Origin of the sequence: Streptococcus gordonii (genome assembly GCF_001553855.1) — a bacterium.
GTDB classification, from domain to species: domain Bacteria; phylum Bacillota; class Bacilli; order Lactobacillales; family Streptococcaceae; genus Streptococcus; species Streptococcus gordonii.
In genome coordinates this window covers 111771-136425 of record NZ_LQWV01000012.1, presented here as the reverse complement: position 1 = coordinate 136425, position 24655 = coordinate 111771, and the positions used below count along the sequence as shown (strand labels likewise).

The window sequence follows — 24655 nt, the reverse complement described above, 5'->3', positions numbered from 1 at the left end:
CTATTCACCCCCTCGTTTTCAAAAAACTCGAAAACGGATTTTAAAATCTGCATTCCTAGCTGACTATCCCGCATCTGGTAAACTCATCTTTTGGAATACAGCTTCGTACTTGCATAAATTATAACACATTCTTTCTGAAAACATCTTTTTCAACCAGAGTACTCTCCTGATTCAGAAAATGTCGAACAGCACCTAATCGTCCGGCTTCATTCCCTAGAGCTGCTGCCACCAACTCTCTAGGCAAAAAACGTGGATCTACTACTTGTTGCTTCATCAGACTTTCAAGACGTGGCAGAATAAGCTCTGACCGGGCTAATATGCCACCGCCGACAATCAACACCTCTGGATTTAGAATATAGGATAGCGTTAAGAGACCTTTAGCTAGACGACCCAAGAATATATCAAGTGTTTCCTGCGCCAGCTTATCTCCTTGATCTACCGCCGCAAAAAAACTACGCCCAGTATGGCCTTGCTCGCCTGTCTTTTGGCTGTATAATGCTAACAAGGCAGTTGTTGATGCCAAGGACTGCCAGTCCTCTCCATCTTCCATGGGCAGATAGCCTACCTCACCAGCGGTATAGGTGGAACCATTGACAATCTTTCCATCATAGATAACGCCACCACCAATGCCTGTACCGACAGTAATCATAACTACAGAAGCATGACCTTTGGCAGCACCTAGCCAAGCCTCACCAAGAGTAGCACAATTAACGTCATTTTCAATCGCAATCGGCAAATCAAATTCTTTTAAAATCCGACTACGGAAATCCGTTCCAATATAGCCTGGAATGGTATAGCCTGCGTAACTGATTTTCCCAGCCTGACTGTCAACTACACCAGCAGATGAAATCGCTACTCCATCTAGCTCAAACTTCTCCTTATAGAATGCTATTAGCTGGCAAACCTGTTCTAAAATCTGATTCGTTTTCTTTTCAAAATCGATCTCAGTAGCAACTTCTCGAAATTGATTTAGACTACGTCCATCAGACTGATAGAGATCTGCTTTAATGGTTGTCCCACCGATATCTATTCCCACAATATTCACGATTCATGCTCCTTATCTTCTTGATTTTCTTCTAAAGCTGAAAGTGTATTTGTAAAGATTTGGCTGCGATGATCTCGGTCTAAATCCATATAATAGGCATATAAAATATCCATCACGACTAAAACCGGAAACTGAGGAGAAATATTATTACCTTGTGCTAAATGCTTCTTGACAGCTACTAGGACCAGTTCATCACACTGCTGCCTCAAGTCGTCGCTGTTATTGGAAGTTACCAGAACAGTCTTGGCTCCGACTTTTTTGGCATTCTGAATAGCCTGCGTGATAATTTTAGTCTCGCCAGATATGGAAATGCCAATAACCAGACAGTCTGGATCCAGCATAACCCTATTCATCCGAATCATGTGGTCGTCCGTAATGGCCTTACAAACCATTCCTAACCGCATGAAGCGAAACTCCATTTCCCGAGCTACCAAACCTGAACTCCCCTGCCCGTAGATATAGACTCGCCCAGCATTGTTGAGCATATCCCCCACGCGCAGGAACTGTTCTTCATCAATCAAGGAAAAAGTCTTATTGAGCAATTCGCCATAATCAGACAAGACATTTCTCGTCAAATCCCGACTGACATTTTTACTTTCTGAACTGGATTCCTGAAATTCAAAGATAAACTGCCGATAGCCTGAAAATCCACATTTTTTGGCGAAGCGAGTCAGAGAAGGCACAGAGACATAGAGCTTCTGAGACACAGCCTGAGCCGATAGATCAGCTGTCAGCGCCTCAGCAGACAGAAAATAGTCTGCAATCTTCTTTTCCAGGTGTGTCAAACTGCCGTATACAGACTCAATCACTGGCAAAATGTTTTTTTCCAAAGAAACCATCAGACATCTTCCTCCTGCAACTATTTTCTTTATTCTACCACTTTCTCAAAAGTAATTCCAATTCTTCCTTGCTAGAATTCTCCAGCAAAAAATAAAGTTCAAAACTGACTAAAAAAGCTGGGGCAGTATGTTAAGAACAATACGTCTTTCTCATCCCGCCCGCAGCCTTTTATACAATTTTCACTTTAAAGACAACCTTACGGATGGGGCCTGCTTCTTCAGCTATCAGTCCAGTCTTATGGGCGTCATTAGGATCCAGCAAGAGCAGACTGCCAGGAGTAAATATCAGGTCAAACAAAGCTTGGCCGGACATCTGCTGCCAGTCTCCTTCTGCATCATAATCCCCTTCTTTCATATTGGACAAAAAGTTATAGTGGATGCGCTCTCTTCCTTCAAAAATCAGATGCACATCGTAAAATTCCCTATGACTTTCCCATACCCGTTCATCGTCGGTCGTAGTCGTCATTTCAATGACATTGTAAAAGAAATCATCAGACACAGGGTGGTTGCCCTTTTTATCTTGGCTGACATCATGTGTCTGTAAAAATTCTAAGACTTTTTTTAAGGCAGGATGCTGAATGTCTCTCTCAACAGCTGCTTCTTTATATTGAACTAGTTCCATTAGTGCCGTACCTCCCAAGATTTATCTGCATGAATGCTTGCAATATCGTAAACTGTTGTATTCTCTGGCGCAGCCTTGCCTCCAGTTAAGACGGAAACCACATAGCCTACAACCAAAGAAACAACAATTGAAATCAATGAATAAGCCCAGATACTCACCGCTTCTGCTGGCAGAGCGTACTTAATGACTAGCAGGACAATACTGGAAGCGATCATAGCCGCATAAGCTCCCTTGAGGTTAGCACGTTTAGTAAAGATTCCCAGAATAAAGATTCCTCCCAAGACACCCAGCACCAAGCCCATAAAGCCATTGAACCAGACATAGGCTGAAGAGATACCAGTATGAGCCATCACGATTGAAACTACTGTGGAGAAGACTCCTACACCTAGAGAAACATATTGAGCGATCTTAGTCCGTTTCTTGTCATCCAGATTGCTGGACACAACATCTTGAATATCCAGAGTCCAAGAAGTCGCTACAGAATTAAGACCTGTAGAAATAGTAGACTGAGCTGCTGCATAAATTGCCGCAATCAGAACACCGGTCACTCCAACTGGAAGACCATAGGCGATAAAGTACGTGAAGATCTGGTCTTGAGGAATAGAGCTGCCCTCACTGCCTGGATGCTGTACTTGATAATAGACGTATAAACCTGTACCAATCAGATAAAAGACAGAAGCGATAAAGATTGACAAAACTCCATTCGTAAACATCATTTTATTGAGTTTCTTTACATTCTGAGTTGTCGTAAAGCGCTGAACGATATCTTGCGAAGATACATAAGAGGACAAAGTATTGATACCAGAGCCCAAGATAATTAGGAAAACAGAATCTTTCAGCAAGTTAGGATTGAAAATAGTTTCTTTTCCTGAGATAAATTTACCACTGGCCAGCTCACTAGCAATATCGCCAAAGCCACCCTTTAGATTAGCAATCAGGAAGAAAAGCCCTACAACTGTACCAATCAAGAGTACTGAACCTTGGATAAAGTCTGTCCACAGAACTGACTTGACCCCGCCAGTATAGGAGTAAACAATGGCAATCGCACCCATCGCGATAATCAAGATATTGACATCAATCTTCGTCAGAGTAGCCAGAGCCACTGAAGGTAGATACATAATGATGGACATGCGGCCGATTTGATAGATGATGAAGAAGACAGCTGACAAAGCCCGCAAGGCCTTAGAACCAAAACGTTTTTGCAGGTAGTCATAGGCTGTATCAATATCCAGACGTGCATAAATCGGCAAGAAGAAACGAATAGCCACTGGAATGGCAAAAATCATACCCAACTGGGCAAACCAGAGCAGCCAAGTCCCTGCATAAGAGTTCCCTGCCAGTGTCATAAAGGAAATCGGACTTAGCAATGTAGCAAAAATGGAAACAGATGTTACATACCAAGGCACCGTTCCATCACCTTTAAAGAACTCTTTACCCTGCATCTCCTTTTTCGAGAACAGCAAACCAGCTACCAGAACAACTAGTAAATACACAATCAGAATAATCATATCGATTGTGGTAAAACCAACATTTCCCATAGAATTTCTCCATTATTATTCATCCCCAGAGCGTGGGGTGGGCAGGCTTAGACTGCCCTAGACTCTAGTGTCACACTCTTTATATTACAAGAAGTCTTCTCTTACCTGCTTAATCATAGCGGCTGCTTCTTTAGCAATCGCATAGTCTCCCTCAGATAGAGGCTCTAACGGTGCTCGAACAGAACCAATATCCAAGTCTTCATTGAGACGAAGAATTTCTTTCATAACAGCATAGAGATTTGCTCGACCGCTGACCATCTTGTAAATCACACTATTAATCGCATGTTGCAGTTCTTTAGCACGATCCAGGTCTTTGTCAATGATGAGCTGGTTAAGCTTCAGGAAGAGGTCTGGCATCACAGCATAGGTTCCACCAATACCAGCCTTAGCACCAATAACTCGACCGCTGATAAACTGTTCATCTGGACCATTAAAGACAATATGATCTTCCCCACCTTCTGCGACAAAGATTTGAATATCTTGAGTCGGCATAGAAGAGTTTTTAACTCCAATAACTCGTGGGTTTTTACGCATTTCCGCATAGAGTGCTGGTGTCAGGGTCGTTCCAGACAGCTGCGGAATATTGTAGATGACAAAGTCAGTATTCGGAGCCGCTGCACTTATATCGTTCCAGTACTTAGCGATAGAATAGTCCGGCAAACGGAAGTAAATAGGAGGAATAGCAGCGATGGCATCAACACCCAAACTTTCAGCGTGCTTAGCCAGTTCTACACTGTCCTTAGTGTTGTTGCAAGCCACATGGGCGATAACTGTCAGTTTACCCTTAGCCACTTCCATGACATTTTCTAAAATTAATTTCCGGTCTGCTACACTGAGGTAAATACACTCACCAGAAGAACCATTAACATAGACACCCTTAACTCCCTTATCAATAAAGTATTGAGTCAAAGCACGAACACGTTCTGGGCTTACCTCCCCTGCTTCATCATAACAAGCATAAAAAGCTGGAATGACACCTTCATATTTTTCTAATTTTGACATATTCTTCCTCTTTTCTATTCTTTCGTTGCGTCTGCAAACTTCCTTGTAATCAGCTGCGGCCGTGTAATGGCAGATCCAACTACCACACTAAAGGCTCCCAGCTCTAGAACCCTTTTCACCTTTTCAGGACTATCAATATTTCCCTCAGCAATCAGAGGGTGCTGAATCTCAGCCAAAGCTTTTCGGATGATTTCAAAGTCATTAGCTTCAATCTTATCTCCCTGGCTCTGATTAGTATAGCCCACCAAGGTTGTTCCGATAAAATCAAATCCCATTCGATCAGCTTCCAGCATCTCGTCAAGAGTTGAACAATCAGCCATCAAAAGCTGCTGAGGGTATTTTTCTTTCACTTTTTGGAAAAATGCTTTCAAACTCTCTCCTTGAGGTCTACTAGAATTTGTCGCATCTAAAGCGATAATCTCCGGATGGGCTTCCATCAGCTCATCTACTTCCACCATAGTTGGTGTAATAAAAGCTTGAGCATCTGGATAATCTCTCTTGATAATCCCAATAACTGGCAAATCCACCGCTTCTTTAATCGCCTTGATGTCTATAACCGAGTTAGCCCGAATTCCGCTAGCACCTCCTTCTTTGGCCGCCACTGCCATACGAGCCATGATAAAGTCGCTATGTAATGGTTCGTTTGGTAGAGCCTGACACGACACAATTAACTTATGTCTCAACTCTTCCATTTGATTCCTATCCTCCTTACTCATTATTTGTAAGCCTTTACATTCATTATCTTAACATTTATTGCAATTAGTTTCAATATGATTTTATTTTTAGAAAGTACTTTCTATTCAATCCTTCTGTATTACCATTTAATGACCAATTCATCAGAACCCAAACCACATATTCATAAATCCCTTTAAACATTTCAATATTTTTTGGAAAAACGAAAAGAACCTGATAATCGTAAAATCCTATATAGTAGCATGGTTGATAACATCTATTCTTTGAGGCTACTTGAATATTTTTATGTTTATCTTCTTGCCTTACTTTCTATACATAACAAAGCTCAAATAAGATATTTAAATTTTTTTACTTTCTTTTTCATTTTTCTCATCTTCCTGCGAATAGTTAAGTGTAAGCAAAATCGCTTAACAAACTGTAAAGGAGTAGCAAGATGTTTTTATTACCACTTTTCTGGCCTCTATTTTTCAAAATCTAAAAGATTGGAGATAATAATGAAAGAATTCAAAGAACTAACCAAACAAGAGTTAGAAGAAACAAGTGGCGGAGTTGCCATGCCTGTCTTATGGTTTTTTAGACGCCAAGCACCTTCAGGAAATCGACGGTCCTCTAGATTTTCACTTCTCATTCTCTAGACCATAGACGAGATGAGATTCAACCGCTAGTCCTAAAGCTAGCTTCACTTCTACCAACTTAACAGTTGGTAACCTGTATAATAAAGGAGAATATACAATGGAAAATATGACAACAATTGAAAACCACTACCTAGCCCTAACTGAAGATGAATTGATGAATGTGGAAGGGGGAGAATTCTTCACTGCTACTATTGCGGGTATTGCTGTATGGAAAATTGGAGTAGCAGCTCTATCTGGACTAAGCCTAGGTTATTTAATTAACCGTTAAAACCCTATACTTATATAAAAGGAGAATAACATGAGTAATTTCAATAGCTTTGATAAATATGAAACACTAACTGAGACAAGCTTGGCAGAAATTCAAGGTGGTGATTTGGGAGTTTTAGTCGGAATTTTCGCTGCTGCATATGTTATTGGTAGTGACTTAGTTAGACGAAAAAAATAGACCATTATGTTATCTAAAAAAGAAATAGTTATAACTGTTTTGTATCTTGTCTATGTCATTTTTTATGTATTAAACGATATGCATGTTCTGAATATTGGCAACCTTCCTAATCTATTAGTCCCAACTATTCTATTTTTATGCTTAAAATACGAAATCAGACGAAATAGCGAACATAAGAAAAAGCCTGTATCTTAGGCTTTTTTTCTAACCCTTCAGCCAACACACACTTCAGCACCTTTGCCTCTTCGACAAGTCTACGCCTGAAAGATAGCTAGTAGACCACTCTTTGATTCCACCTAATCGCCATTCAGTTTATGTTTAGCACGGAGAAGGCAACTCATTAATCCCAACATAATGAGCTCCTAGTGAGGAGAAAAACGATAGCCTAACAACATCAATAGGATTAAGAAATCGGTGTTCACTATTGCTCCGCCTAGACTAAATTTCAGTCCATCGCCACCTATCACTATATTTTGCTGATCAATATACAAAAATCCCTCACTCATGCGAGCGAGGGATTTTTTTATGATCTTTACAGGAGTTTTTCACTCCTTCAGCCATGTACTTATTTACGACGTCCTGGACGTTCTTTGTAACCGTAGTAAGAATCTTCAATGATTTCTTGCATATGGTCAACCATTGGAAGACGTGGGTTAGCAGGCGAACATTGATCTTCATAAGCAAGGAAGGCTAATTCACGAGAATGTTTCTTCCATTCTTTTTCGTCGATTCCTTGAGCCTTGAAGTTCATTTGGATACCAACACGCTCACCAAGTTCGTAGACTGCTTTTGCGTAAGATTCTACACCTTCTTCTGGAGTAGAAGCTGGTAAGCCAAGCATACGAGCAATATCTTGGTATTTTTCATCAGCACGGTAGTAGTTGTATTTAGGCCATGTCGCTGTCTTAGCTGGACGTGTACCATTGTAACGGATTACGTATGGCAGCAAGATAGCATTGGTACGACCGTGGATTGTGTGGAATTGCGCACCAATCTTATGAGCCATTGAGTGAGAAATACCCAAGAAAGCATTGGCAAAGGCCATACCAGCGATTGTTGAAGCATTATGCATCTTTTCACGTGAATGGAAATCTGCATTCTTCACAGAGCTTTCGAGGTTTTCGAATACAAGTTTGATTGCTTGAAGGGCAAGACCATCAGTGTAGTCGCTAGCCATTTGAGATACGTATGCTTCTGTTGCGTGAGTCAATACGTCCATACCAGTATCAGCAGCAACAGATCCTGGAACTGTTAATACCAAAGCAGGGTCTACGATGGCTACAGTAGGAGTCAATGAGTAGTCAGCGATTGGGTATTTACGGTTGTTAGCCTTATCAGAGATAACTGCAAACGGTGTTACTTCAGATCCTGTACCAGATGTTGTAGGGATCGCGATAAACTTAGTCTTCTTACCAAGCAATGGGAACTTAAAGGCACGTTTACGAATATCCATGAATTTTTGAACAAGGTCACGGAAGTCAACTTCTGGTTGTTCATAGAAGAGCCACATTACTTTAGCTGCGTCCATTGGTGAACCACCACCAAGTGCGATGATTGTATCAGGTTTGAAGGCACGCATGATCTCTGTACCACGTTCAACTGTTGTGATATCTGGATCTGGTTCTACGTCTGCAAAAATTTGATAAACAACCTTATTACGACGAAGATCGAGTTGTTCAATGATGCGATCTAGGAAACCAAGCTCTACCATAGCATGGTCTGTAACGATCATGACACGCTCAACGTCACGACATTTTTGAAGGTATTGAATTGAGTCACGTTCAAAGTATGTTTTTGAAGGAAGTTTCATCCATTGCATGTTATTTCTCCGTCTTCCGACTTTTTTGATGTTCAAGAGGTTGATGGCGCTGACGTTATCTCCAACTGAGTTGTGTCCGTAAGAGCCACATCCAAGTGTCAATGATGGCAAGAAGGCATTATAAACGTCCCCGATACCACCGAAAGTAGAAGGTGAGTTACAGATAACACGAATAGCTTTAACTGCTTTACCAAATTCTTTAGTTAATTCCTCATCTGCAGTATGGATCGCTGCTGAGTGACCAAGACCATTAAATTCAACCATTTGGCGAGCCTTGTTAATTCCGTCTTCACGACTGTCAGATTTCAACACAGCAATAACTGGAGATAATTTTTCACGAGTCAATGGCTCTTTTTCGCCAACTTCTTTACATTCTGCAGCAAGGATATTGGTTCCTTCTGGTACAGAGAAGCCAGCTTGTTCAGCGATCCATGCTGCTGGCTTACCTACGATATCTGCATTGAGCTTCGCACCAGCACAGTTCTTACTGTTAGCTTTTACACCGAAGCAGAATTCTTCAAGAAGAGCTTTTTCTTTTTTGTTTACAAAGTAAGTATGGTAAGACTTGAATTCTTCTACAAACTCATCGTAAACTTCTTTGTCAATGATAACAGCTTGCTCAGATGCACAGACCATACCATTGTCAAAGGACTTAGACATCACGATATCATGAGCTGCCTGACGGATATTCGCTGATTTTTCAACATAAGCTGGTACGTTTCCGGCACCTACCCCAAGGGCAGGTTTTCCACATGAATACGCAGCCTTCACCATTGCATTACCACCAGTTGCAAGGATTGTTGCTACTCCTTCATGGTTCATAAGAGCGCTAGTTGCTTCCATAGACGGTTGGGTAATCCATTGAATACAGTTTTCAGGCGCACCCGCTGCGATTGCTGCATCACGAACGATTTGAGCTGCATGTGCAGATGATTCTTGAGCAGATGGGTGGAAGGCAAAGACGATTGGATTACGAGTCTTCAATGAAATCAAAGACTTAAAGATTGCGGTTGAAGTTGGGTTGGTTGTTGGAGTAATCCCACAGATAACACCAACTGGTTCAGCAATCAAAGTCAAGCCTGTCACATCATCTTCTTCAATAACGCCAACTGTCTTTGTGTGACGCATGTTGTTTACAACGTGTTCACAGGCAAATAGATTTTTTGTCGCCTTATCTTCAAAAACTCCACGGCCAGTTTCTTCATAAGCATGAAGCGCCAATTCTCCATGGGCGTCAAGTGCTGCAACAGAAGCCTTAGCTACAATGTAGTCGATTTGTTCTTGGTCCAATTTGCGCATTTCTTCAAGAGCAACCAAGGCCTTTTGTACTAGCTCATCTACATGCTTTTCAGCTGCAAGTTTCTTTTCCTCAGGTGACACAGTTTTTTTATCAGCCATATTTTCCTCCATAGCTTTCAAGGAATTTATCCTTTGTTAATTTTTTCACAAGTTTATTATAACCCATTTACTTTCCTTTGTAAACACTTTCGCTTACATTTCACAAACTTTTTTATTATTGTTTGTGAAAATTTTATCAATATCTTTTTATAGCTGGGGACTCCGCTATTTCTTTGTGAATTTAATCTTTTATAATAATTTCATTTCACATAGATTCATTTACATATTTTCACAGAAGCTTGTAAAAGTAAGGTAAGCGCTTTCATATATTATATATAAAGAACCCGAATATCGGGCCTTTATATTCATCATTAAATTAAGGTTTGACAGGACCTTTATTAGCTTCATCAAGCGTAGCCTTGATTGTTTGAGCATATAATTGACCACCTGCAGCAATGCTTTGTGACTCAGTGCCAAAGTGAACATAATCCGTTCCATACCAGATAGCAGGATTATCAATAGCTGCTTGATACCAATCTGCTACGTAGACATAATCATATTTCTTCGCCAATTCCAATTGGTACTGCCGAGTTTTTACTAGATCACTATTTTCATCTCCAGCAACTCGTCCATCATATGGAGTCACTAAGATTAAACGGTGTCCTTTTGGAAGTTTTTCAACCAGTTTATTAAGCACTTCTTCGTAATTAGGAACTGTATTAGCGCCTAAAGCAAGGACTACATTTTGCAGAAGAACCTTGTTGCTAATATCTGTTTGATAAACCTCTAAGCCTGTTTCTAAATTTCGGCTGACAGCTGCATCCAATTGCACACCAGGAATAGCTTCTTGTAACCAGTCATTAGCTCGCAAAGCTACAGAATCACCTATCAAGGTCGTTCCAGGCGCCACATTGTAATCAGTAGCTGTTGTTTGATCCGCTTGGCTACGGGTTAATTGCATCTTACTATCCGCTTGATTTAAGGCATTAATCATTAAGTCTTCCTCAAAAGCTCCAACCTTAGGTGAAGTAAAGATGATAAAGAAGCAGATGAGCCCCAAAGGGATCAGACTATAAAAAATCGGTCTCGCAATTGATTTTACATCGAGCTTAATACCAAACAAATCTGGTTTTCTTCCCGCTAAAACAGGTTCCAAAATATAGAAAGAGACTGCTGCAAAGGCAAAGGATAGAAGAGTAGTTAATACTACTGCTCCTGCATTTCCCATCAGCTGACTGAAAATAATGTAAAAAGGCCAATGGAAGAGATAAACACCGTAACTCGTATCAGCAATAAATGTGACCCAGATTGGCTCAGCCAGCTTCGGCGTCTTTTCATGGAGAACACGAGCTCCCAAAATCATAGCCAAGGCAGCTATCGTTGCTAGGAGAAAGCCGACTAAATAAGTGAAGATATTATCAAAACGAAGCAGGAAGGTTAGAAGAATTAAGACAGCAAAACCACCACCAATAGTGGCTATCGTCTGCTTCATGCTCCAAGATTGTTCTAGTTTCTTGAAATTTGCACCTACACTTTGAACACCCGAAACTGTAGCTAAAGCTGTCCCAGCAAAGAAGGGGAAGATATGTGTCCAGCTTGAAAAATAAAGAGAAGAAAAATTCTTAGTGAAAAAGCTACTTACAAACATGGACAGAAAACTAAACAAGAAAATCCCTGTCGAAATCAGAAAAATCATCCCTCGAAATTGGCCGAGGCTTCGACTTTTCTTAGCCAAGAACCAGACTGCCAATCCCCACAAAATATAATAATGCACCTCAAGTGCCAGACTCCAAGTATGTACAAATAAATGAGGAACAAACTGACTTTCGTAGCTACCGCCCGATAAAATTTCATAGAAATTTGTTACAAAACCTAGGGCACCCGCTATCTGCGTTCCAATACCAGCCACAAAATCTTTGCGAATGAGGAGGGTAAACGGCAGAGTGATCAAAATCATAAAGACCAAAGGCGGAAAAATCCTATAGAAACGTCGTCTTAGAAACCCTAAAATATCAATTTCTTGACGTTTAGCAAATTCATCAATCAGGAGTGAGGTGATCAAAAATCCAGAAAATGCGTAGAAAACGTCCACCCCAATAAAGCCTCCAGGAAACACTCCCTGGAAGAAATGATAGAGTAGAACGAGAAGCAAACCTGCTATCCTTACTAATGAAAACCATTTAATGCGCATTTTGATAAATTCCTTGTTTAAACTTTCCTTTGTAAACGACCTTTTGCTCGGTTGTTAGAGTGCCTTGGCCGTCCGCTTGGCCTTTACTAAACTCACCTTCGTACTTCCAACCGCTCTTAGAGGTAAATTTCCCCTTGCCATCAAAGATTCCATTTTTGAAATCTCCTTCGTACTTATCGCCATTTTTGAAAGTCAAAGTTCCTTGACCATCCATCTTTCCATGAACCAGACTGCCATCATACTTAATCGCTCCCTTATCAAGAGTAAGCACTCCTTTATCTGGAATATTAGAAGTAAAAACTAAAATCGCAGACAAAGCAATTAGTGTAACAGCAGCTATCTCAAAATTTGTTCTTGTCAAATAATGCTGGTAGCGATTATAAAATTCTTTTAATTTATCCATTTTTATCCATCCAAACGTTCCAGCCAGCGCTCACATCCCGCTTGAACCAACCGGTAAGTTTCATCAAAATCATTAGTATACCAAGGATCTGGTACACTTTTATCCATAAACTGATATATCTTATCCTGATATTTCCGAGGGGCCATCTTTTTTAAATCGGCCACATTAGAAGCATCCATACCAACGATATAATCAAAGAAGGCAAAGTCCTTTTCAGACATCTGCAGAGAAGTTTTTTCAACATCAAATATAATCGCATGCTCATTCAAAGCTGCTTGAGTTCCTTGGTGAATTGGATTTCCATGTTCCCAATTAGAAGTTGCCCGACTTTCAATATGAAATTTATCAGTTAAGCTTTTCATAACAAACTCAGCCATCGGACTCCGACAGATGTTGCCCAAGCAAACAAATACAATTTTCTTCATAGAAATACCTCTTCTTAATTATATCAGAAAATGACATTAAATAGGTTGCTGACCTCCAAAAAAACTGGACGCTTTTCTGCCAATTTAGCTTTTTCTTCCTTCCAATAAGCAGGAAAAGACCACCTGATTGGGTGGTCTTTTAGGGAGATTATTATGAAAAAGAAAAGTTTTAGGAGTTCAAGCTAAGTATCCTTAACTTATGATTACAGTATACTCGAGCCAACTTAAAATTATCTTAAAGCAATTTTAGGTTTCTTTTCCTGGCAAATAGATATCCAATCTCGGCCACTTAGATTGCCATTTTTTCTTTTCCAAACGTTCTCTATAAAGTTTGATCCTTTCCTCATCCGCTAAAAAATGCGGCGTGGGATAGACTTGAAAGTTAACAAGATCAGTCAAGCCATAAGCTGTGAATAACTCAAGATCATCATTTTTTAATAAACGTAAACCAAGAGCTGTACAGGTTTCTGGATATTTACTCATAGCGTCCTGTGAACTGGTATAAGGATCAGTATTAGGACTATGAATATGCATGTAAACTTGGTTCTTTATTTCCCATTGATAGAGTGGATAAGCTTCTCTCAAACGCTTCTCAATTTTTAGCGTTTCCTCATAAGAGACTGTTGGATCAAAGAATATCACATCTATATCTGTTTCAAAATCAAACTTTTCCCGATTGGACAAATGATTCCAGATGAAATTTCTAACACTTCCAGCTGCCAGCCAGCTATCTTGTAAATTCAACTCTCGAATAATCTTTACAGTAGTCATTAGATGCTGATCAGCATAGAAAATGTCTAGAAGATTTTTCTCTTCTATTTCCATAAGCCTATTTCTCCATATATTCATAACCTAAATGTTCATAGGCTTTTCTAGTCGCAACACGGCCAGTTCTCGTTCTCATGATAAAGCCTTTTTGAATCAAATAAGGCTCATACATATCTTCGACAGTTTCACGCTCTTCAGCAATATTTACGGACAAGGTTCCTAGACCGACTGGGCCACCTCCATACATCTCAATCATCGTTCGCAGAATTTTTTGATCAACATAGTCCAGACCTTCATGATCTACATCTAACATGGAAAGAGCTTGATCCGTGATTGTCTCATCAATCAAACCATTACCCATAATCTGAGCATAATCTCGAACCCGCTTCAATAGACGGTTGGCAATTCGAGGGGTACCACGGCTACGCAAAGCTAGCTCTTTGGCTGCTTCATGAGTGATATCCATCTCAAAAATTTCTGCCGTTCGCTCAACAATCTCAGTCAAATCAGCTTCTTCATAGTACTCCATGTGCCCTGTGATACCAAAGCGAGCTCTCAGAGGATTGGACAACATTCCTGCACGTGTCGTCGCACCGATAAGTGTAAATGGTGGTAAATCAAGATGAACACTACGATTAGCATCCCCTGAACCGATCATGATATCGATGTAAAAATCTTCCATAGCACTGTAGAGGACTTCTTCTACTGCCATTGGCAAACGATGTATTTCATCGATGAAAAGAACGTCCCCAGGCTCCAAGTCATTTAAAATAGCAACCAAATCTCCTGCTTTTTCAATAACTGGTCCCGAAGTCTGCTTGATATTCACACCCAGCTCATTGGCAATCACAAAAGCCATAGTCGTTTTCCCCAGTCCAGGAGGGCCAAATAAAAGAGCATGATCCAAAGCCTCATCCCTTAGTTTAGCTGCTTCAATAAAAATTTTCAACTGATTCTTGACCTTATCTTGACCAATATACTCCTGCAAATATTGTGGTCGAAGCGTGCGCTCCACCATTTCTTCATCCATCATTTGTTCATTATCTAAAATTCTACTCATGTCACCATTATATCAAAATATCATAGTTTAGGACTATTTTAAATAAAAAAGAGAGCGAGAAACCTTTTTAATGAAGGTTTTCCATCGCTCTCTTTCTTTTTAAACCCAAAGATTAATTAACCTTTTTAGTACGATATAAGAAGACTGAAGCTGCAAGAAGCAGGAAGCCAACAAGAACAGAGAAGGCTGAGGACTCAGCTGTTCCTGTCTTAGGCAATTCTTTCTTCACTTCTTTTTTAGGTTCTTCCTTCTTAGGATCTTCATGCTTATCACCTGATGGTTTTGGTTTTTCTTCAGATGATGTTGGAGGTGTTTTGGCAGCATACGTATTGGTAAAGGTTGGTCCGTTACCAGTAACGGTCGCTACAAGTTTACCATTCGTATCATAAGCAACTTCTACAGTCACTTTGTGAACTGCTTTATCATAAGTCACACCAGCTTCATTCCCAACTTTTTCAGTAATAGTGTATTCATACTTACCTGGTGAAGTGAAGCTTTGTGCTTTAAAGGTTACTGAGCCATCCGCTTTATTCTTGGCAGTATCCACTACGTTACCTTGATAAGTCAACTCAAATTCAAACTGACCATCTTTCAGCTCTTTACCAGTCAAGACCTTGTTTGCTTGAATAGTTGCAGTGGCTGGAGTTGGTTGTTGCGGATTTGGAGTTGGCGGTGGAGTTGGTGCAGTGTATTTATTCACAAATGCTGGTTTATTACCAGTAATTGTAGATACCAACTTACCTTGGCCATTGTCTGCAACCTCTACGGTTACTGTGTGGACTGTCGTATCGTAAGTAACATTCTCTTCATTGCCAGCTTTTTCAGCAACAGTGTAGGTATGTGTACCTGCTTCTGTATATGTGATTGATGGGAATACAACTTTTCCATCTGCAGCATTTGTTGCCGTGCCGATGACTTTGTCGCCTTCCTTCAATTCAAATTCATATTTACCTGCTTCTAATTCCTTTCCAACTAAAGTTTTTGTTGCTTCAATTGTAATGGTATCAGTAGCTGGGGCTGGTTTTGTATAAGTGTTAGTGAAGACCGGCTTGTCAGCTGGAACAGTTGCTTCAAGCTGACCACGTCCATTGTCCGCAACATCTACAGTTACTGTGTGTGAAGCTGTGTCATAAGTCACACCTGGTTCATTCCCTGCTTTTTCAGTAATTGTATATGTATGAGGGCCTGCAGCAGTATACTCAATTGCTGGGAAAACTACTGAACCATCTGCTTTGTTTTTAGCTGTACCAACGACTGTATCGCCTTCTTTGAGCTCGAACTCATACTTGTCAGCTTCAAGGGCTCTGCCTTTCAAAACTTTAATTGCTTCAATAGTTGCTGTAGTTGGTTTAGCAGAGTAAGAATTTACAAATACTTTGTTGTCGTATTTAACACTTGCAAACTTTTCTCCAAAGACATCTGTTACTGTAACTTCAGCATTAATGGTCTTGTTATCATAAACATAGCCTGGTTCTTTCTTATCCACTTCTTTGATTTGGTATTTGAAAGTACCAGCCTTTGAGAATTTAATTGCTTTAAATTTAACTTGTCCGTCTTTGTTGTTTTTGGCAGTTTCAACCACTTTGCCATCTGGATCAATCAATTGGAAGATGAATTCATCACCTTTCAATGTTCCACCATTCAGTTGCTTTGTAACTTCAAATTCAACTTCAGAAGGGCGAGCACCTGATCCAATTCCTTCAGTAGTTGTTAGAGGAGCAAAGCCATCTACATCATATACACCATCTGATGTTGTCACTTTCACATTGTTGAATGCTTTCTTGGTAGTATTGTCAACTGGAGCAGTCAAACGAGTACGGTACAAAACATACAGACCTTGTGTACTCAAGTCTCCATTACCATTTGGAGTAATAGTGAAAGAATTTGTACCCGTAACATTTACATGTGAAGCATCCAGTCTTGGACGAGCCTCAGCCTTATTCCATTCAGTAAAGTAATATCCAGTAATTTCACTTGCTAAGACTTGACCTTCAGGGATTGTATCCTCAATCTTAACTCCTGTAACAGGTTTTACATAACGATTGATACGGATACGCCAGTTAACATAATTAGGATCATCAGCATCTTGGACACCCCACTTGGTATAACCAGTAGGATCATCATCTGGTACGATACGAGTCAATCTATATGCCCCTGCACCAGGAATATCAATGCTGTATTCCTTATTTAACTCGACATCATCCGCCCAAACCACAGTGAACAAAGCAGTCAATTCGCGATCTTCTGTCAGATTTTTGAAGTATTCTTCATTAGTGATGGTCACTGTAGCAGAATTAGTTGCAGCATTTGTCTGCAGTTCTGCGATTTTAGCAGCTCCATCCTTGGCATAGATATCTGTCGTGATGTCGCGCTCAACTTTAAACTCTTTTGGCACTTTATAAACCATAAAGTCCCCGTTCTTCAAAGTGGCAGAATTATCAAACTTGTAGGTCGGATTCAGATAGAACTTTCCTTCACCATACTTGGCACCATCAACCAACCGATTATTATTAATGGTTGGAGAGGTTGTCATCGTATAGTTGTTTGACGGTAATTCGTCCGCTTTAACTGTGTAACTTGTTTTTAGTAGAGGTATGAATACCGATACTATTAACAACAGCGTCATAAATGCATGAAAGAGCTTTTTATTCATCTTTTTCACAACATTTTCCTCCTTTATATTTGGGCCCAATCCCTTACTTTATATTATATATTCTTCTATAACACTGTCAAGGATATTTCATCTAATTTTTATGCAATCTATACATAATAAACACGACAAATAGATTTTATACATAAAGTCAAATATAAAGTCATAAAACAGCAGAAAAATGCGACATTTCTTCCTCTTTTTCTATATGCCTACTCCCTTTAACCAGGAAGCTCATATCCTTATCCTTCGAAAAACAAAAACCCCATCAGTCAGAATCAAGGCCTAACTGATGGGGCTATCCAAGAGAATTTTTTATTTATCTAAATGCCACACTTCATCATTGTATTGTTGAATCGTGCGGTCAGCTGAGAAGAAACCAGCTTTAGCAATGTTTACAATAACTTTATCCAACCATGCGTCGCGGTTTTCATAGTCAGCAAGCATTTGCTCTTTGACTTTGATATAGTCTTCTAAGTCAAGGAGAGTCATGAACCAGTCTTTGTTGATCAACTCCTTGTATAGACGTTCCAAACGTTCCTTGTTCCCAATTGCAAGAACTGCATCACTTACGATGAAGTCAACTAACGGTTTGATAGCTTGACGAGCGTAGAATTCACTTGATTTGTATGCAGATTTCGCATAAAGATCAATAACAGTTTCTGAATCTTCACCAAAGATGTAGATATTTTCATCTCCAACCAACTCAGCGATTTCTACGTTTGCACCATCCATAGTACCAAGAGTCAAGGCTCCGTTCAACATGAATTTCATGTTACCAGTACCTGAAGCTTCTTTAGAAGCAAGTGAGATTTGTTCTGAGATGTCACATGCTGGGATAAGGAAGCTTGCTGCAGTTACGTTGTAGTTTTCAACCATAACTACTTGCAAGTGTGGTGCTACTTCTGGGTCATTCGCAATGACTTCTGACAAGCAAAGAATCAAGTGAATAATGTCTTGAGCAATTGTGTAGGCAGGAGCCGCTTTACCACCAAAGAGGACTGTGATTGGACGAGCAGGAATGTTACCAGCTTTGATGTCAAGGTACTTGTGGATCACGTACAAAGCGTTCATTTGTTGACGTTTGTACTCGTGAAGACGCTTGATTTGGATGTCAAAGATAGAATTTGGATTGATTTCCACACCTTGGTGCTCTTTCAAGTGACGAGCCAATTTACGTTTGTTGTGAGCTTTGATGCTTTCCAATTTTTCCTTGACAGCAGCTTTATCTTCATAAGACAAAAGATTTTCAAGTTCTTCTGCTTTATGGTGCCAACCATGACCAAGAATCTCATCTAAATAGTGAGAAAGGCGTGGGTTAGCATGCATAAGCCAACGACGGAAAGTAATACCGTTTGTTTTGTTGTTGAATTTTTCAGGGTAGATGTCATAGAAAGCTTTCAACTCGGAATTTTTCAAGATTTCTGTATGAAGGGCTGCCACACCATTTACACTGTATCCATAGTGGATGTCCATATGAGCCATATGAACACGGTCATGTTCGTCAATGATTTGGACAGCAGGATCTTTGTAAACTTCCTTGACACGTTTGTCAAGTTCCTTGATAATCGGAACAAGATGAGGAACAACTTCTTCCAAGAATTCTAGCGGCCATTTTTCAAGAGCCTCTGCAAGAATAGTGTGGTTTGTATAAGCAGTCATTGACTTGACAATGTTTACAGCTTCGTCAAATTCCAACCCACGTTCTGTCAAGAGACGGATCAACTCAGGGATAACCATTGAAGGGTGAGTATCATTGATCTGTACAACTGCGTAGTCCGCAAGGTCGTGCAAGTTGCTTCCTTTTTCGATTGCTTCATCAATGATCAATTGCGCACCATTTGAAACCATGAAGTATTGTTGGAAGATACGAAGAAGTTCACCTTGTTTGTCACTATCGTCTGGATAAAGGAAGAGAGTCAAGTTACGAGCAATATCTGTCTTGTCGAAATCAATTCCTTTTTCAATCAAGCTAGAGTCCACAGAATCTAGATCGAAGAGACGCAAACGGTTTTTCTTTTCTGTCTTATAACCTGGTACATCAATGTCATAGAGTGTAGAAGTTAAAGTAAAGTTTGCAAAAGGCACTTGGTAGCTACGAGTTGATTTTACCAACCAATTTTGATCACTCAACCAGAAGTTAGGGATTGTTGTTTGCTCATTATTTTTCAACACTTGTTGGAAGAGACCAAAGTGATAGTTCAGACCTACTCCGTCTCCATTTAAACCAAGAGTTGCGATTGAATCAAGGAAGCAGGCAGCCAAACGGCCTAAACCACCATTACCAAGAGATGGTTCTAATTCAACTTCTTCTACTTCAATCAAATCTTTACCTGCATTAGCCAATTCTTTTTTGACATCATCATAAAGGCCGAGGTTGATCAAGTTGTTTGACAAGAGTTTACCAATCAGGAACTCAGCAGAAATATAGTACAATTTCTTCTTTGAATCATTGACAGGTTTAGTTGCACTGTATTCTTTTGTATAGTTCAAAAGAGCAGTATAGAGTTCTTCATTGGTACAATCAGCAATGTTTTTTTGATACGCGTTTTGCACGTATTGCTGTAATTTAGACATTTTTTTCTCCTTTAGAATTCTGATTTACATTGTTTTTGGGTTTAAGTTTTGTATTAATTCGGCGATAAATAGTTGTTAGAGAGAGCAACTCTGCCTCTACTTCTTTAGACAGTTCGTCTTCTGTCATACGCCATTGCCAGTTGCCACCAATAGTAGATGGCAAGTTCATCCTTGCAGAACCATCTAATTCCAGTAAATCTTGCATGGTTGCAATCGCCATATAGCTAACAGAAGCAAAGATTGTACGAAGCATAGCATGAGGAACTGTTTCATATTCTTTACGGTTAGTATAAACAGCTAAGTATTCCCGTGTCGGATCGTCAATCTCATCCTTATACCAGCCAAGAACAGTATTATTATCATGAGTTCCTGTATACATTACTGAGTTATGAGGTGCCAAGTGTGGGCTATCAATGCTTTCGTCATCTGGATTGAAGGCAAACTGCAAAATCTTCATTCCTGGAAAACCAGTCTTCTCGCGAAGCTCAATGACTTCATCAGTCATAAAGCCTAGGTCTTCCGCAATGATATTCAGTTCTCCCAAAGCTTCTTTCACAGCTTTAAAGAGAGCATAGCCAGGCCCTTTTACCCACTTACCAGTTGCAGCTGTTTCTGAATCCGCTGGGATTTCCCAATAAGATTCAAATCCGCGGAAATGGTCAATACGAACGATGTCATAAATCTTAAAGCTTTCACGCAGACGCTCAACCCACCAAGAATAGCCATCTTTATTCATAGCTTTCCAGTCATAGATTGGGTTCCCCCAAAGCTGTCCTGTTTCTGAGAATTCATCAGGCGGACATCCTGCCACACAAGTTGGTTTACCAACAGCGTCTGTTTTAAAGAAATGTGGTTGTGCCCAAACATCAGCACTGTCTGCCGCTACATAGATTGGCATATCTCCGACAATCTCAATATGATGCTTATTCGCATAATCTTTTAAAGCCAGCCATTGTTGGAAGAAGAAGTATTGCGTAACTCGATGGTATTCCATCTGTTCGCTCAGACGCTCACGGTAAGCAGCCAAGGCCTCTGGCTTACGCAGGCGAATGTCTTCATCAGACCATTCAGTCCACGCCGCCAAATCAAAGTACTCTTTGATGGCCATATAATCAACGTACAGGTCTAACCAGTTGGCATTGTCTGCAATAAATTTTTTATAAGCCTTCAAATCAGAACTTTGAAGGAAATTTTTAACAGCTTTTTCCAATAGTGGACGACGTGCTTCGAATATCTTAGCATAGTCAACAGCCTTAGGATCACTTCCAAAATCCACACCATCTAAATCACTTTCTTGAAGCAAACCTTCTTTTATAAGAAGATCTAAGTCAATAAAGTGAGTATTCCCTGCGAAAGCAGAAAAAGATTGGTAAGGAGAGTCTCCATAGCTAGTCGTGCCTAGTGGCAAAATCTGCCAGTAGCGTTGCTTAGTTCTCACCAAGAAATCTACAAAATCATACGCACTTTTCCCAAAAGATCCAATTCCGTATTTCCCTGGCAAAGAAGAAATATGCATGAGAACACCACTTTGACGTTCTTTCATCTTGTCACCTCAATATTTTTCTTAGTTAAAATCTACATTTTGTTCAACGAAAACGTTTGCGTAGTTCGATTATATCTGTTTTTAGTTTTCTATGCAACCATTTTATAAAATTTTTTTAAATTCTTCAAGAGAATCATCCAACTTTCCTTTTTTTCTTCTATAATATTGACAAATAATTTGTCGGATAAAAAATATTTTTTTGATTTTTTGGAAAAATATCTTGCAAACGGTTACTTTTTGTGATATAATTTTTTTAGTTTAAGAAAACGTTTGCGTAAACTTAAATGTAAATTATTACTTTTTTTATTCTTAGGAGGAATAAACATGAAAAACAAAGCTCTTAAAAGTGCTGCTGTATTGGGTACTGTTGCTGTAGCTAGCTTTATTTTAGCTGCTTGTGGTAGCAAGGCTTCTTCAACTAAATCATCTGAGTCTGGTGATAAAAACGTTACAGTTTATGTTGAAGAGCAGTACAAGGCTTACATGGAGAAAGCTGCTGCAGCTTTTGAAAAAGAAACTGGTTCAAAAGTCACTATTAAGACTGGTGACCAAATGGGTGGATTGGACAACCTTTCACTTGACAACCAATCTGGTAAAGCTCCTGACGTTTTGATGGCGCCATATGACCGTGTAGGTAGCCTCGGTACTGATGGACAATTAAACGAAGTAAAACTTAGCAAAGGTAGCAAAACTGACAAAACAACTGAATCACTTGTTACAACTGGTGGAAAAGTCTACGGAGCACCTGCTGTTATCGAAACACTTGTAATGTACTACAACAAAGATTTAGTTTCAAAAGCTCCAACTACTTTTGCTGAATTGGAAGAACTTGCAAAAGATAGCAAATATGCGTTTGCTGGTGAAGATGGTAAAACATCTGCATTCCTTGCTGACTGGACTAACTTCTACTATGCATACGGACTTCTAGCTGGTAACGGTGGTTACGTATTTGGTGACAACGGTAAAGATCCTAAAGATATCGGTCTTGCTAACGAAGGCGCAATCAAAGGTATCGAATACGCTAAAACTTGGTATGCAAAATGGCCTAAAGGAATGCAAGATACTGAAGGCGCTGGAAACTTGATCCAATCACAATTCCAAGGTGGAAAAACTGCTGCTATCATCGATGGACCATGGAAAGCATCTGCTTTGAAAGAAGCTAAAGTAAACTATGGTGTTTCAACTATCCCAACTCTTCCAAATGGAAAAGAATACGCTGCTTTCGGTGGGGGTAAAGCTTGGGTTATCCCAACTGGTGCTAAAAACCCAGAAGTTGCTCAAAAATTCGTTGACTTCTTGACTTCAACTGATCAACAAAAAGCATTTTACGATGCTACTAACGAAGTACCTGCTAACACAGAAGCACGCGAATATGCAGTAAGCAAGAAAGATGAACTGACAGACGCAGTTGTTAAACAGTTCCAATCAGCTCAACCAATGCCAAACATCTCTGAAATGAGTACAGTTTGGGATCCAGCTAAAACTATGTTGTTCGATGCTGTAAGCGGTAAAAAAGATGTTAAAACTGCTGCTGACGATGCAGTGAAATTAATCAAAGATACTATCGCTCAAAAATACGCTGACAAATAATAAAGAACTCTAGGGGTGGGAATTTTCCCTACCCCTTCTTTATTAAAAAAGCTATTAAAACAACTACGGGTTTCTTAAAAATTTTGAAAAAAGAGAAATATTTTCTAACATTTAGTTTTATATTCTCTGCTTTCAAAATTTTTAGCCCCTCTTTGAATCTTATTCAGGAGACAAATATGACTAGACAACAGAACCCAAGTAAAGCCTTGTTGCTGTCCCTGATTCCAGGACTTGGACAAATTTATAACAAACAGAAAGCCAAGGGGTTCATCTTCTTAGGTGTGACACTGGCCTTTCTAATCTATTTCTTTGCGATCGCTTCTGGTGAGCTAGGAAATCTTATCACACTTGGTGAAATGCGCGGACGCGACAACTCCCTCTTTATGTTGATCCGTGGTGCCTTCCACTTAATTATCGTACTGGTTTATTTCCTATTTTATGCCTTCAACTTAAAGGACGCTCACACAACAGCTAAACGCTGGAATAACGGTATTCCGGTTCATACTACTCTGAAAGAAATGATTCACAGCATCTATGAGAATGGTTTCCCGTACTTGCTGATCATCCCTTCTTATGTAGCTATGACCTTTGCTATCATTTTCCCTGTATTGGTAACTCTTCTGATTGCTTTTACAAACTATGATTTCAAACATTTGCCACCAACTAAATTGCTTGACTGGGTTGGTTTGACAAACTTCAGCAACATTTGGAGTCTCAGCACCTTCCGTTCAGCCTTTGGTTCTGTCCTATCTTGGACTATCATATGGGCTTTATGTGCTTCAACTTTACAAATTGTTATCGGTATTTTCACAGCTATTATTGCTAACCAGCCTTTCATCAAAGGAAAACGCATCTTCGGTGTTATCTTCCTACTTCCTTGGGCGGTACCAGCTTTCATTACAATCTTGACTTTCTCAAATATGTTTAATGATAGTATCGGTGCAATCAACACCCAAGTTATTCCTATGCTTAGCAAGGTATTGCCTTTCTTGAACAACACCCTCATCCCTTGGAAAACAGATCCTACTTGGACCAAGATTGCCTTGATTATGATGCAAGGTTGGCTTGGATTCCCATACATCTACGTCTTGACCTTGGGTATTTTGCAGTCTATTCCAAATGACCTTTATGAAGCAGCCTACATCGACGGAGCAAATGCTTGGCAAAAATTCCGCAACATTACACTACCAATGATTTTAGCTGTTGCTGCGCCAACTCTTATCAGTCAGTATACCTTCAACTTCAATAACTTCTCTATCATCTACCTCTTTAATGCGGGTGGACCTGGTAGTGTCGGTGGGGGCGCTGGTTCAACAGATATCTTGATTTCTTGGATTTATCGTTTAACTACTGGTACTGCACCTCAGTACTCAATGGCCGCAGCTGTAACCTTGATTATCTCAATTATCGTTATCGGTATTTCAATGATTGCTTTCAAGAAACTACACGCATTTGACATGGAGGACGTATAA

General features: G+C 39.9%; 19 protein-coding genes. 4 read left to right on the top strand and 15 right to left on the bottom strand.

Annotation, left to right across the window (positions count from 1 at the left end):
• Positions 1-118: 118 nt before the first annotated feature.
• From AWH02_RS03680 to AWH02_RS03655, 6 genes are all read right to left on the bottom strand, one after another.
• Positions 119-1045, bottom strand: a complete 927-nt coding sequence (locus AWH02_RS03680; protein ID WP_060553233.1) for an ROK family protein — start codon at positions 1043-1045, stop codon at positions 119-121.
• Positions 1042-1884, bottom strand: coding sequence for a MurR/RpiR family transcriptional regulator (locus AWH02_RS03675; RefSeq protein WP_060553234.1), 843 nt, complete (start codon positions 1882-1884; stop codon positions 1042-1044). The genes AWH02_RS03680 and AWH02_RS03675 overlap by 4 nt, the downstream gene beginning before the upstream one ends.
• A gap of 169 nt (positions 1885-2053) precedes the next feature.
• Positions 2054-2506 carry a NanQ anomerase/TabA/YiaL family protein gene (locus tag AWH02_RS03670; RefSeq protein ID WP_060553235.1) on the bottom strand — a complete coding sequence of 151 codons (453 nt, stop codon included), beginning with the start codon at positions 2504-2506 and terminating at the stop codon, positions 2054-2056.
• Complete coding sequence (locus AWH02_RS03665; protein WP_060553236.1) at positions 2506-4044, bottom strand: sodium:solute symporter family protein; 1539 nt, start codon at positions 4042-4044, stop codon at positions 2506-2508. The genes AWH02_RS03670 and AWH02_RS03665 overlap by 1 nt, the downstream gene beginning before the upstream one ends.
• Positions 4045-4128: 84 nt before the next feature.
• On the bottom strand, positions 4129-5046 hold the full coding sequence (locus AWH02_RS03660; protein ID WP_060553237.1) for a dihydrodipicolinate synthase family protein: 918 nt from the start codon (positions 5044-5046) through the stop codon (positions 4129-4131).
• A 14-nt stretch (positions 5047-5060) separates the two neighbouring features.
• The gene (locus tag AWH02_RS03655) at positions 5061-5762 is read right to left on the bottom strand and encodes an N-acetylmannosamine-6-phosphate 2-epimerase (protein ID WP_060553238.1); all 702 of its coding nucleotides are present in this window, start codon (positions 5760-5762) and stop codon (positions 5061-5063) included.
• Between the two features lie 709 nt (positions 5763-6471).
• Between AWH02_RS03655 and AWH02_RS10865 the strand changes: the two genes are divergently transcribed.
• Both AWH02_RS10865 and AWH02_RS10995 read left to right on the top strand, forming a co-directional pair.
• Complete coding sequence (locus tag AWH02_RS10865; RefSeq protein ID WP_008808145.1) at positions 6472-6642, top strand: hypothetical protein; 171 nt, start codon at positions 6472-6474, stop codon at positions 6640-6642.
• Positions 6643-6672: 30 nt separating this feature from the next.
• A complete protein-coding gene (locus AWH02_RS10995) occupies positions 6673-6819 on the top strand; it encodes a hypothetical protein (RefSeq protein ID WP_155560579.1) in 147 nt (48 codons plus the stop codon).
• 565 nt (positions 6820-7384) lie between these two features.
• On the opposite strand, the gene adhE is transcribed toward AWH02_RS10995, so the two are convergent.
• From adhE to malQ, 9 genes are all read right to left on the bottom strand, one after another.
• The gene (adhE, locus tag AWH02_RS03650) at positions 7385-10036 is read right to left on the bottom strand and encodes a bifunctional acetaldehyde-CoA/alcohol dehydrogenase (RefSeq protein ID WP_060553239.1); all 2652 of its coding nucleotides are present in this window, start codon (positions 10034-10036) and stop codon (positions 7385-7387) included.
• A 316-nt stretch (positions 10037-10352) separates the two neighbouring features.
• Positions 10353-12167 (bottom strand): acyltransferase family protein, encoded by a 1815-nt coding sequence (locus AWH02_RS03645; protein ID WP_060553240.1) that lies wholly within the window; start codon positions 12165-12167, stop codon positions 10353-10355.
• The gene (locus tag AWH02_RS03640; protein WP_008808141.1) at positions 12157-12570 is read right to left on the bottom strand and encodes an MORN repeat-containing protein; all 414 of its coding nucleotides are present in this window, start codon (positions 12568-12570) and stop codon (positions 12157-12159) included. The genes AWH02_RS03645 and AWH02_RS03640 overlap by 11 nt, the downstream gene beginning before the upstream one ends.
• 2 nt (positions 12571-12572) lie before the next feature.
• Complete coding sequence (locus AWH02_RS03635) at positions 12573-12995, bottom strand: low molecular weight protein-tyrosine-phosphatase (protein WP_008808140.1); 423 nt, start codon at positions 12993-12995, stop codon at positions 12573-12575.
• Positions 12996-13241: 246 nt separating this feature from the next.
• Entirely contained in the window at positions 13242-13820 is a 579-nt protein-coding gene (locus AWH02_RS03630) for a nucleotidyltransferase family protein (protein ID WP_060553241.1), read from the bottom strand.
• A 4-nt stretch (positions 13821-13824) separates the two neighbouring features.
• Complete coding sequence (gene ruvB, locus AWH02_RS03625) at positions 13825-14823, bottom strand: Holliday junction branch migration DNA helicase RuvB (protein ID WP_008808138.1); 999 nt, start codon at positions 14821-14823, stop codon at positions 13825-13827.
• A gap of 112 nt (positions 14824-14935) precedes the next feature.
• Positions 14936-17485, bottom strand: coding sequence for a Spy0128 family protein (locus AWH02_RS03620; RefSeq protein WP_060553242.1), 2550 nt, complete (start codon positions 17483-17485; stop codon positions 14936-14938).
• A gap of 303 nt (positions 17486-17788) precedes the next feature.
• Positions 17789-20050: a glycogen/starch/alpha-glucan family phosphorylase gene (glgP, locus tag AWH02_RS03615; RefSeq protein ID WP_060553243.1), complete on the bottom strand. Its 2262-nt coding sequence runs from the start codon at positions 20048-20050 to the stop codon at positions 17789-17791.
• Positions 20043-21593 carry a 4-alpha-glucanotransferase gene (gene malQ, locus AWH02_RS03610; RefSeq protein WP_060553244.1) on the bottom strand — a complete coding sequence of 517 codons (1551 nt, stop codon included), beginning with the start codon at positions 21591-21593 and terminating at the stop codon, positions 20043-20045. The genes glgP and malQ overlap by 8 nt, the downstream gene beginning before the upstream one ends.
• Before the next feature lie 324 nt (positions 21594-21917).
• Here malQ and AWH02_RS03605 point away from each other — a divergent pair, with 324 nt between their 5' ends.
• Both AWH02_RS03605 and AWH02_RS03600 read left to right on the top strand, forming a co-directional pair.
• Positions 21918-23183: an extracellular solute-binding protein gene (locus AWH02_RS03605; RefSeq protein ID WP_060553245.1), complete on the top strand. Its 1266-nt coding sequence runs from the start codon at positions 21918-21920 to the stop codon at positions 23181-23183.
• Between the two features lie 176 nt (positions 23184-23359).
• Complete coding sequence (locus AWH02_RS03600) at positions 23360-24655, top strand: sugar ABC transporter permease (RefSeq protein WP_060553246.1); 1296 nt, start codon at positions 23360-23362, stop codon at positions 24653-24655.